General features: G+C 45.3%; 16 protein-coding genes. All 16 read right to left on the bottom strand.

Annotated features, from left to right (window positions below; all coding sequences use genetic code 11):
- Nucleotides 1–32: 32 nt before the first annotated feature.
- Nucleotides 33–296 (bottom strand): 30S ribosomal protein S17, encoded by a 264-nt coding sequence (gene rpsQ / locus ACUUJN_RS23490; protein WP_007432574.1) that lies wholly within the window; start codon nucleotides 294–296, stop codon nucleotides 33–35.
- A 50-nt stretch (nucleotides 297–346) separates the two neighbouring features.
- Nucleotides 347–544 (bottom strand): 50S ribosomal protein L29, encoded by a 198-nt coding sequence (gene rpmC, locus ACUUJN_RS23495; protein WP_007432575.1) that lies wholly within the window; start codon nucleotides 542–544, stop codon nucleotides 347–349.
- A complete protein-coding gene (gene rplP, locus ACUUJN_RS23500) occupies nucleotides 534–968 on the bottom strand; it encodes a 50S ribosomal protein L16 (protein WP_007432576.1) in 435 nt (144 codons plus the stop codon). Before rplP ends, rpmC begins: the two co-directional genes overlap by 11 nt.
- 2 nt (nucleotides 969–970) lie before the next feature.
- Nucleotides 971–1,636: a 30S ribosomal protein S3 gene (gene rpsC / locus ACUUJN_RS23505; protein ID WP_013312156.1), complete on the bottom strand. Its 666-nt coding sequence runs from the start codon at nucleotides 1,634–1,636 to the stop codon at nucleotides 971–973.
- A gap of 13 nt (nucleotides 1,637–1,649) precedes the next feature.
- Entirely contained in the window at nucleotides 1,650–1,982 is a 333-nt protein-coding gene (gene rplV, locus ACUUJN_RS23510) for a 50S ribosomal protein L22 (RefSeq protein WP_013312157.1), read from the bottom strand.
- A 36-nt stretch (nucleotides 1,983–2,018) separates the two neighbouring features.
- Nucleotides 2,019–2,297, bottom strand: a complete 279-nt coding sequence (rpsS, locus tag ACUUJN_RS23515; protein ID WP_007432579.1) for a 30S ribosomal protein S19 — start codon at nucleotides 2,295–2,297, stop codon at nucleotides 2,019–2,021.
- Nucleotides 2,298–2,369: 72 nt separating this feature from the next.
- The gene (rplB, locus tag ACUUJN_RS23520) at nucleotides 2,370–3,200 is read right to left on the bottom strand and encodes a 50S ribosomal protein L2 (protein WP_023990557.1); all 831 of its coding nucleotides are present in this window, start codon (nucleotides 3,198–3,200) and stop codon (nucleotides 2,370–2,372) included.
- A 30-nt stretch (nucleotides 3,201–3,230) separates the two neighbouring features.
- Nucleotides 3,231–3,521 (bottom strand): 50S ribosomal protein L23, encoded by a 291-nt coding sequence (gene rplW / locus ACUUJN_RS23525; RefSeq protein ID WP_013312159.1) that lies wholly within the window; start codon nucleotides 3,519–3,521, stop codon nucleotides 3,231–3,233.
- Entirely contained in the window at nucleotides 3,521–4,144 is a 624-nt protein-coding gene (gene rplD, locus ACUUJN_RS23530) for a 50S ribosomal protein L4 (protein WP_013312160.1), read from the bottom strand. The genes rplW and rplD overlap by 1 nt, the downstream gene beginning before the upstream one ends.
- 26 nt (nucleotides 4,145–4,170) lie before the next feature.
- Nucleotides 4,171–4,794, bottom strand: coding sequence for a 50S ribosomal protein L3 (gene rplC / locus ACUUJN_RS23535; protein WP_013312161.1), 624 nt, complete (start codon nucleotides 4,792–4,794; stop codon nucleotides 4,171–4,173).
- A gap of 32 nt (nucleotides 4,795–4,826) precedes the next feature.
- Entirely contained in the window at nucleotides 4,827–5,135 is a 309-nt protein-coding gene (gene rpsJ, locus ACUUJN_RS23540; protein WP_005544556.1) for a 30S ribosomal protein S10, read from the bottom strand.
- A 338-nt stretch (nucleotides 5,136–5,473) separates the two neighbouring features.
- The gene (tuf, locus tag ACUUJN_RS23545) at nucleotides 5,474–6,664 is read right to left on the bottom strand and encodes an elongation factor Tu (protein ID WP_023990558.1); all 1,191 of its coding nucleotides are present in this window, start codon (nucleotides 6,662–6,664) and stop codon (nucleotides 5,474–5,476) included.
- 94 nt (nucleotides 6,665–6,758) lie between these two features.
- Nucleotides 6,759–8,837, bottom strand: a complete 2,079-nt coding sequence (gene fusA / locus ACUUJN_RS23550; protein WP_023990559.1) for an elongation factor G — start codon at nucleotides 8,835–8,837, stop codon at nucleotides 6,759–6,761.
- A 47-nt stretch (nucleotides 8,838–8,884) separates the two neighbouring features.
- Nucleotides 8,885–9,355: a 30S ribosomal protein S7 gene (rpsG, locus tag ACUUJN_RS23555; protein ID WP_007432586.1), complete on the bottom strand. Its 471-nt coding sequence runs from the start codon at nucleotides 9,353–9,355 to the stop codon at nucleotides 8,885–8,887.
- 51 nt (nucleotides 9,356–9,406) lie between these two features.
- A complete protein-coding gene (gene rpsL / locus ACUUJN_RS23560) occupies nucleotides 9,407–9,829 on the bottom strand; it encodes a 30S ribosomal protein S12 (RefSeq protein ID WP_007432587.1) in 423 nt (140 codons plus the stop codon).
- 144 nt (nucleotides 9,830–9,973) lie between these two features.
- A complete protein-coding gene (locus ACUUJN_RS23565; RefSeq protein WP_007432588.1) occupies nucleotides 9,974–10,225 on the bottom strand; it encodes a ribosomal L7Ae/L30e/S12e/Gadd45 family protein in 252 nt (83 codons plus the stop codon).
- Nucleotide 10,226: the final 1 nt, after the last annotated feature.

The following is a 10,226-nucleotide window of genomic DNA, read 5'->3' on the forward strand; positions in this document are numbered from 1 at the left end:
ATTTATCCTCCTTTCGGAAAAACTACACTACATTAGATTATAACAGCTTTTTCAACGATTTCGACCAGTCTCCAGTTTTTGTCTTTGGACAAAGGGCGAGTTTCCATGATTTTAACAGTATCACCAATTTGTGCAGTGTTGTTTTCATCATGAGCTTTGAATTTCTTAGTTACTTTAATACGTTTATGGTAGAGATCATGTTTTTTGTAAGTTTCTACAGCAATCACAATCGTTTTATCCATTTTGTCGCTGACTACTTTACCGACTAATACTTTACGGGCATTACGTTCGCTCATTGTTGGCCTCCTTCCTAATTACAGGCGGATTTTCCACCCGGTCTGATATCTTAGCTAATCCCAAGTTCTCTTTCACGGATCACAGTTTTAGCACGAGCAATTTCCTTACGCACAGCGCCGATCCGAGTCGGGTTATCAAGCTGACCGGTAGCGAGTTGAAAACGAAGGTTGAAAAGTTCTTCTTTAAAACCGGAGATCTTTTGTTCGATTTCAGCAGTGGTTAGGTTGCGGAATTCACTAGCCTTCATTTGCTTCACCACCCAATTCTTCACGTTTCACAAACTTAGTTTTGATTGGCAGTTTGTGAGCGGCAAGACGCATTGCTTCACGAGCAATCTCTTCCGGAACACCAGCAAGTTCGAACATAATCTTGCCTGGTTTCACTACTGCAACCCATTTTTCTACGTTACCTTTACCACTACCCATACGAACCTCAAGAGGCTTCTGAGTAATTGGTTTGTCAGGGAAAATTTTAATCCAAACCTTACCACCACGTTTGATGTAACGAGTCATCGCAATACGAGCAGCTTCGATTTGACGGTTAGTAATCCATGCAGGTTCAGTAGCTTGCAAACCGTACTCACCAAAGTTCAGTGTAGTACCGCCTTTTGCACGACCCTTCATATGACCACGTTGTTGTTTACGATGTTTTACGCGTTTTGGTACCAACATGATTAGTTGCCTCCTTCCTGAGGAGCTTGTTTCTTAGCTGGAGGAAGAACCTCTCCACGATAGATCCATACTTTTACGCCAAGACGACCGTAAGTAGTATGAGCTTCCGCTGTACCATAGTCAATGTCGGCACGAAGCGTATGCAGTGGAACAGTTCCTTCGCTGTACCCTTCGGAACGAGCGATTTCGGCACCGCCAAGACGTCCGCCTACTTGAGTTTTAATTCCTTTTGCTCCGGAGCGCATAGTTCTTTGAATCGCTTGTTTCAAAGCACGACGGAAAGAAACACGACGTTCCAATTGTTGTGCAATGCTTTCAGCAACCAGAATTGCGTCCAGTTCAGGATTTTTAATTTCAGAAATATTGATGTGTACCTTTTTACCGCCTGCGATTTTAGTAATTTCATTACGCAGATTTTCAACTTCGGAACCACCCTTACCGATAACCATACCTGGTTTCGCAGTGTGAATCGTTACGTTGACACGGTTAGCTGCTCTCTCGATTTCAACACGGGATACAGCGGAGTCTTTCAATCTTTTTTTCAGATGTTCACGAATTCTAACGTCTTCCAGCAAAAGATCACCGAAATCTTTGCCTGCATACCATTTGGATTCCCAATCACGGATAATACCGATTCGGAGTCCGACGGGATTTACCTTTTGGCCCACACGTTTTCCCTCCTTATTTTTCAGATACCACCAGAGTAATATGACTGGTGCGTTTGTTGATGCGACTTGCACGACCCATTGCACGCGGGCGGAATCGTTTCATTGTAGGACCTTGGTTTACAAAAACCTGAGATACTACCAATTTATTTACGTCCAAAGAGTAGTTGTGATCTGCATTTGCAATCGCAGAATTCAACAATTTCTCAACGACTGGAGAAGCGGACTTTGGAGTGTGACGAAGAATTGCGATCGCCTCACCAACCTGCTTACCGCGAATCAAATCGATAACAAGTTTCACTTTGCGAGCAGAAATCCGTACGGACTTAGCATGTGCTTTTGCTTCCATTGAGTTTACCTCCTCTCAAACACTACGCTGTGTTGATTATCTTCTTGTTTTCTTATCGTCATCCGTATGGCCTTTGTACGTACGTGTTGGAGCAAATTCGCCCAATTTGTGTCCGACCATATCTTCCGTTACGTATACTGGCACGTGTTTACGACCATCGTATACACCAAACGTATGTCCGATAAATTGCGGGAAAATCGTAGAGCGACGGGACCAAGTTTTGATTACCACTTTTTTGTCCGACTCGTTCAAAACCTCTACTTTTTTCAACAGGTAACCATCAATGAATGGTCCTTTTTTGAGACTGCGACCCATTTATGAATCCTCCCTTCGTTAAAACGTAGTCGTTCCTTAATATGTTAACGTGCGACTTAAGCGCACGTTTTATTACTTAGTACGACGACGAACGATGTACTTATCAGATGCTTTACCTTTTTTACGTGTCTTGTAACCAAGGGTTGGTTTACCCCATGGAGACATTGGAGATTTACGTCCGATTGGAGCGCGACCTTCACCACCACCGTGTGGGTGATCGTTAGGGTTCATTACAACACCGCGAACTTCAGGACGTTGTCCCAACCAGCGACTACGACCGGCTTTACCGATTTTCACCAGTTCGTGGTCTTCGTTACCTACAGAACCGATTGTAGCGCGGCAAACTTTCAGAATGCGGCGAACTTCACCAGAAGACAAACGAATTGTAACATACTTTTCTTCTTTACCAAGAAGTTGGGCTTCCGTACCAGCAGCGCGAACGAGTTGGCCACCTTTACCCGGTTTCAATTCGATGTTGTGGATAACCGTACCTACTGGAATGTTTTCCAATGGCAAGGAGTTACCGATTTTGATATCCGAACCTGCACCGGATACCACTTCGTCTCCTACTTTCAGACCTTTAGGAGCGATGATGTAACGTTTTTCACCATCCACATAGTGGATAAGTGCGATGTTGGACGTACGGTTTGGATCATATTCGATCGTAGCAACGCGGCCCGGTATTCCATCTTTGTTACGTTTGAAGTCAATAATACGGTATTTACGTTTGTGTCCGCCGCCTTGATGACGAACTGTAATTTTACCTTGGTTATTGCGTCCAGCTTGCTTGCTCAGAGGTGCCAGCAACGATTTCTCGGGCTGATTAGTTGTAATCTCCTCGAAAGTAGATACAGACATAGCACGTCTGGCCGGGGACGTTGGTTTATACTTTTTAATTGGCACTGAGTTTCCCTCCTTACTTTACAGTTTCAATTATACCGTTTCAAAAAACTCAAGCGGCTTACTGTCTTTGCTCAGCGTTACGAACGCTTTCTTCCACTCGCTCGTATAGCCGGAATGACGTCCGTAGCGTTTTGGTTTTGCAGGAACACGAAGCGTATTTACGTTACTTACTTTCACGTTAAAAATGGCTTCGATTGCTTTTTTAACTTCGACTTTGTTAGAACGAATGTCAACCTCGAAAACGTATTTCAAGTCATTCATCATACCAGCCGTACGTTCGGTGATAACCGGACGTTTGATAATATCACGAGGATCCTTCATTACGCGAGCACCTCCTCTACCTTCTGAACTGCTTCCTTCGTAATGATCAGTTTGTCGTGTCCGAGCACATCAAGAACATTAATGCCGTCTGCGGCTACAAACTTCACACCAGGAATATTACGAGCGGAAAGTGCTACATTATCATCATAGCTAGGAGCTACGATCAATGCTTTACGATCAGCTTTAAGGTTATTCAAAATGGCTGCGAATTCTTTCGTTTTAGGTCCGTTCAGTGTAAGAGCGTCCAATACGATAATTTCATTCTCAATCACTTTGGATGACAACGCCGATTTGATCGCCAGACGACGAACTTTTTTAGGCAATTTGTAAGCATAGCTGCGTGGAGTCGGGCCAAATACAGTACCGCCACCAACCCATTGCGGTGCACGGATCGAACCTTGACGAGCGCGGCCAGTACCTTTTTGTTTCCAAGGTTTACGTCCGCCACCACGTACTTCAGAACGTCCTTTTACTTTGTGAGTACCTTGACGCAGGGAAGCCAATTGCATAACAACAGCGTCATGAAGAACGTGCTTATTCGGCTCGATACCGAACACTGCGTCGTTCAATTCAATTTCACCAACTTGGCTGCCGCTAATATTAAATAGTGCTACTTTTGGCATTTCGTGTTCCTCCTTTCTTCAGTTGTTTATTTTTTCACCGTTTCTAATACTTTAACGAAGCTATTTTTAGGTCCTGGAATGGAACCTTTCACGAGCAATACATTACGTTCTGTATCGATCTTAACAACTTCAAGACGTTGGATCGTAACCGTTTCATGCCCCATGTGTCCTGGAAGGTGTTTACCTTTAGGAACGCGGTTAGCTTGAATGGAACCCATAGAACCTGGACCTCTGTGGTAACGCGAGCCGTGTGCCATTGGTCCGCGACTTTGTCCCCAACGTTTGATAACGCCGGCAAAACCTTTACCTTTAGAAATACCTGTTACGTCAACGAACTCGCCTTCTGTGAAGACATCAGCCTTCAGTTCTTGGCCAACCTCGTACGCAGCAAGGTCGATGCCACGAAGTTCACGAACGTAGCGCTTAGGTGCAGTATTTGCTTTTTTCGCATGTCCTGCTTCAGGTTTGTTGGATCTTTTTTCTTTCTTATCAGAGAAACCGAGTTGGATAGCTTCGTATCCATCGTTTTCCAGATCTTTCTTTTGCAGAACAACACAAGGACCTGCTTCGATAACCGTAACAGCAAGTACGTTACCTTCAGGGGTAAACACTTGAGTCATTCCGAGTTTTTTTCCTAAGATACCTTTCATGTTGACACCTCATTTCTTTTCCTAATTACATATTACAATTTAATTTCGATATCTACACCGGACGGCAGGTCCAAGCGCATCAAGGCATCCACAGTTTGTGGAGTCGGGTTAACAATGTCGATCAAACGCTTGTGTGTGCGCATTTCGAACTGCTCCCGGGAATCCTTGTACTTGTGTACCGCACGGAGAATAGTAATGATTTGTTTTTCAGTTGGCAGCGGAATTGGCCCGGATACACCTGCGCCCGAACGTTTAGCTGTTTCAACAATTTTCTCAGCGGATTGATCAAGAATTCTATGATCGTAAGCTTTCAAACGAATACGAATTTTTTGCTTTGCCATTTTAGTCCCTCCTTCTATCGCCCAATTTGGTATCGGACATACTCCGTGAAAATTTTCCGACAGCCCTCCCATGGCAAAGGGGCCGGGTGTGTCAGTAACCTCTCACATCATCGCACAGTCACAAACAACATTAGTTATTATATCGAATAGTTCTGCCTATTGCAAGCAAAAACGAAAAAACAATGCATCTTATTTTCAAAAGATACAATTGTGTTCGCAGCTTGCGATTTTCCCAAGAGAAAAGCCCCCGCACCAGGGCAGGGGCTCGTTTAGCTTCGTTCCAATACAATGTTACTCGTTCCAGTACACTGTTGCTCTATTTAAAGGCTAAAGCCTTCTTATTTGGAGATTGTTGCTACGGCACCAGCGCCAACTGTACGTCCACCTTCACGAATAGAGAACTTAGTTCCTTCTTCGATAGCGATCGGGTTGATCAGTTGAACAGTAACCGTGATGTTATCACCAGGCATTACCATTTCGGAACCTTCTGGCAAAGTAATGATACCAGTTACGTCAGTTGTACGGAAGTAGAACTGTGGACGGTAACCAGTGAAGAAAGGTTTGTGACGTCCGCCTTCTTCTTTAGTCAAAACGTAGATTTGAGCAGAAAATTCTGTATGTGGGTTAACAGAACCTGGTTTAGCCAATACTTGGCCACGCTCGATTTGTGCACGATCTACACCGCGAAGCAGTGCGCCGATGTTGTCACCAGCTTGAGCGGAATCAAGCAATTTACGGAACATTTCTACGCCTGTTACTACGGATTTACGGGATTCTTCTTGAATACCGATGATTTCGATTTCGTCGCCCACTTTAACTGTACCACGCTCTACACGGCCTGTAGCAACTGTACCACGACCAGTGATGGAGAATACGTCCTCGACAGGCATAAGGAAAGGCTTGTCAGTGTCGCGTTCTGGAGTTGGGATATAAGTGTCGATTGTTTCGAACATTTCAACGATTTTCTTAGCCCAGTCGCCATCTGGATTTTGCAGTGCTTCACGAGCGGAACCGCGAGTGATTGGAGTGTCGTCGCCTGGGAAGTCATACTCGCTCAGCAAGTCGCGAACTTCCATTTCAACCAATTCCAGCAACTCTTCGTCTTCAACCATGTCGCATTTGTTCAGGAATACAACGATGTAAGGAACACCAACTTGGCGGGACAACAGGATGTGCTCGCGAGTTTGCGGCATTGGGCCGTCAGCTGCGGATACAACCAGAATCGCTCCGTCCATTTGTGCAGCGCCAGTGATCATGTTTTTAACATAGTCGGCGTGACCTGGGCAGTCAACGTGTGCATAGTGACGGTTAGGTGTTTCATATTCCACGTGTGCAGTGGAGATTGTGATACCGCGTTCGCGCTCTTCTGGAGCTTTATCGATTTGATCGAATGCTACAGCAGCACCACCGTAAGTTTTGGACAATACAGTTGTGATTGCAGCAGTCAAAGTAGTTTTACCATGATCGACGTGACCAATAGTACCGATATTAACGTGCGGTTTGTTACGTTCAAACTTAGCCTTTGCCATTTGAACAATTCCTCCTCAATAACTTGTTTTATTTTAGGCTGCCGGATGCCCTTTTGGTAAAACCTTAAGTATACCGGTCAGCTGATACATTGTATTACTCGCCGCCTTTGGTTTTGGCAACGATCTCTTCAGCAATGCTCTTCGGCACTTCTTCATAATGAGAAAGTTCCATAGAGAACACGCCGCGTCCTTGTGTACCGGAGCGAAGTGTAGTCGAGTATCCGAACATTTCGGACAAAGGCACCTTCGCACGAATGATTTGAGCTCCACTACGGGAATCCATACCTTCAATCCGACCACGACGGGAGTTCAACATACCCATTACGTCACCCATGTATTCCTCAGGAACCGTTACTTCAACTTTCATAATCGGCTCAAGCAATACTGGTTTACATTTGTCTTTCGCTGCTTTCAGCGCCATTGATCCGGCAATTTTAAATGCCATTTCATTGGAATCGACATCATGGTATGATCCGTCCACGATTGTAGCTTTAACGTCCACAAGCGGGAAGCCTGCGATAACGCCGTTTTTCATTTGTTCCTCAATACCAGCAAGAGCAGGTGCGATGTACTCTCTAGGAACAGAGCCGCCGACTACCTTACTTTCGAATTGACTACCAGTACCTGGTTCGAGTGGTTCGAACTCAACCCATACGTGACCATATTGACCACGACCACCGGACTGACGAACGAATTTACCTTCGACACGTGCTGGAGCACGGAACGTTTCACGGTAAGCAACCTGTGGTTTACCCACATTCGTTTCTACCTTGAACTCACGACGCATACGGTCAATGATGATGTCCAAGTGAAGCTCACCCATACCTGCCAAGATGGTTTGACCTGTTTCTTCGTTAGTATGAGCGCGAAGAGTTGGATCCTCTTCAGTCAACTTACCGAGAGCTACAGACATTTTATCTTGGTCAGCTTTGGTTTTAGGCTCAACCGCGATTTCGATAACCGGATCAGGGAAATTCATGGACTCGAGAATAACAGGACTCTTCTCATCACACAGTGTATCACCTGTACCTGTATCTTTCAAACCTACGGCAGCCGCAATATCACCAGAGTAAACTACAGTGATTTCTTGACGACTGTTCGCATGCATTTGAAGAATACGTCCGATACGTTCGCGTTTACCTTTTGTTGCATTCAATACGTAAGAACCGGATTGAAGAACACCGGAGTATACGCGGAAGAATGTCAACTTACCAACGTAAGGATCCGTCATGATTTTGAAGGCCAATGCGGAGAATGGCTCTTCATCGGAAGAGTGACGTTCAACTTCCGTACCGTCTTCCAAATGCCCTTGAATACTTGGCACGTCAGTAGGAGCCGGCAAATAGTCGAGAACAGCATCCAACATCAGTTGAACACCTTTATTGCGGTAAGAAGATCCACAGATAACTGGGAAGATTTTAACTTCTACAACACCTTTACGGAGAGCGGCTTTAATTTCGGCAACCGAAATTTCTTCGCCTTCCAGGTATTTCATTGTCAATTCTTCGTCCAGTTCAGCAACCTTCTCGATCAATTCATTACGGAGTTCCTCAACCTGATCTTTGAATTCCGCAGGAATTTCTACTTCTTCGATATCTTGACCAAGATCATCTTTGTACATATGAGCTTTTTGTTCAACGATATCGATAATACCAGTAAAATCATTTTCTGCGCCGATTGGCAATTGAATCGCAACTGCGTTCGCTTGAAGGCGATCACGCATGTCGGAGACAACATTCAAGAAGTCGGCACCAATGATATCCATTTTGTTTACATATGCGATCCGTGGAACGCCGTAGCGATCAGCCTGTCTCCATACGGTTTCGGACTGAGGCTCAACGCCTTCTTTCGCACTGAAAACACCAACTGCTCCGTCCAATACACGAAGGGAACGTTCAACTTCAACAGTGAAGTCAACGTGCCCCGGGGTGTCGATGATATTGACGCGGTGACCTTTCCAGGCAGCGGTCGTCGCAGCGGAAGTAATCGTGATTCCGCGCTCTTGTTCTTGTTCCATCCAGTCCATTGTCGCAGCGCCTTCGTGAACTTCACCGATTTTGTGCGTACGGCCTGTGTAGAACAAGATCCGCTCTGTTGTTGTGGTTTTACCCGCGTCAATATGAGCCATGATCCCGATATTACGTGTATTTTTCAAGGAGAACTCTCTTGCCATGAAATGGGTCTCCCTTCAAAATTGAAGTTATTTTTTTGAGCTGAATCCTACCAACGATAGTGAGCAAACGCTTTGTTTGCTTCAGCCATTTTGTGCGTGTCTTCACGTTTTTTCACGGAAGCGCCTGTGTTGTTGGAAGCATCGATAATTTCAGCCGCCAAACGCTCTTCCATGGTTTTCTCACCGCGGTTGCGGGAGTAGTTTACGAGCCAACGTAATCCCAGGGACGTACGTCTTTCTGGTTTTACCTCGATTGGTACTTGGTAGTTGGCACCGCCGACACGGCGTGCTTTAACTTCCAGGACTGGCATGATATTCTTGATAGCTGCTTCAAAAACTTCCATCGGGTCATTCCCCGTACGTTCTTGGATAAGCTTGAACGCATTGTACAGAATGCTTTGAGCAACGCCTCGTTTTCCGTCGAGCATGATGCGGTTGATCAAGCGGGTAACCAACTTGCTGTTGTATACCGGATCTGGCAACACGTCTCTTTTGGTAACTGGACCTTTGCGTGGCATGGATATCCCCCTTTCTTACATGTTAAACCGACATATGCGGTTTATATCTCATTAGGATTTTTTAGCTTTAGGGCGTTTTGCGCCGTATTTGGAACGAGCTTGCATGCGGTTGTTTACGCCTGCAGTATCCAAAGCACCGCGAACGATATGGTAACGCACACCCGGAAGGTCTTTTACACGACCGCCGCGAATCAGCACTACGCTGTGTTCTTGAAGGTTATGTCCAATACCTGGAATGTAAGCAGTCACCTCTACACGGTTCGTCAAGCGAACACGAGCATATTTACGAAGTGCGGAGTTTGGTTTTTTCGGAGTCATAGTACCTACACGAGTGCACACTCCGCGTTTTTGCGGGGCACTGATGTCGGTAGCTTCACGTTTCAAGGCATTAAAACCTTTTTGCAAAGCCGGTGATTTCGATTTCTCGATTTTGGCTTGACGTCCTTTACGAACCAGTTGGTTAATAGTTGGCATGTTGGTTGCCACCCCCTTCCTCAATTTTTGCTGTTACTTTACAAACCTTATCTAAGCCCACAGACCCAGGCGGTTCATAAAAGAACAAATGAAAAGTCTTTGCCGCCAAGAATAACAATTCCTTAGACAAAAACGTTCCTTACCCTATTGTTTTACGATAGCAGCCATTGCGGCTCCCACTTCAATCCCACATGCAGCTCCGAGATTTTTCATTGTGTCTACGAGAGTCACTTTGACTCCTTGCTTGTTGCACAAAGCAATGATGTTGGAAGTGAGACGCTGATCTGCGTCTTCTGCCACATATACTTCTGAGGCAAAGCCCAATTCTACCATACGAATGGTTTGTTTGGTACCGATTTTGACATGAGCATCTTGCAGTCCCTGTTCTTTAGACATA

It is taken from the genome of Paenibacillus sp. LRG-1 (assembly GCF_057220305.1).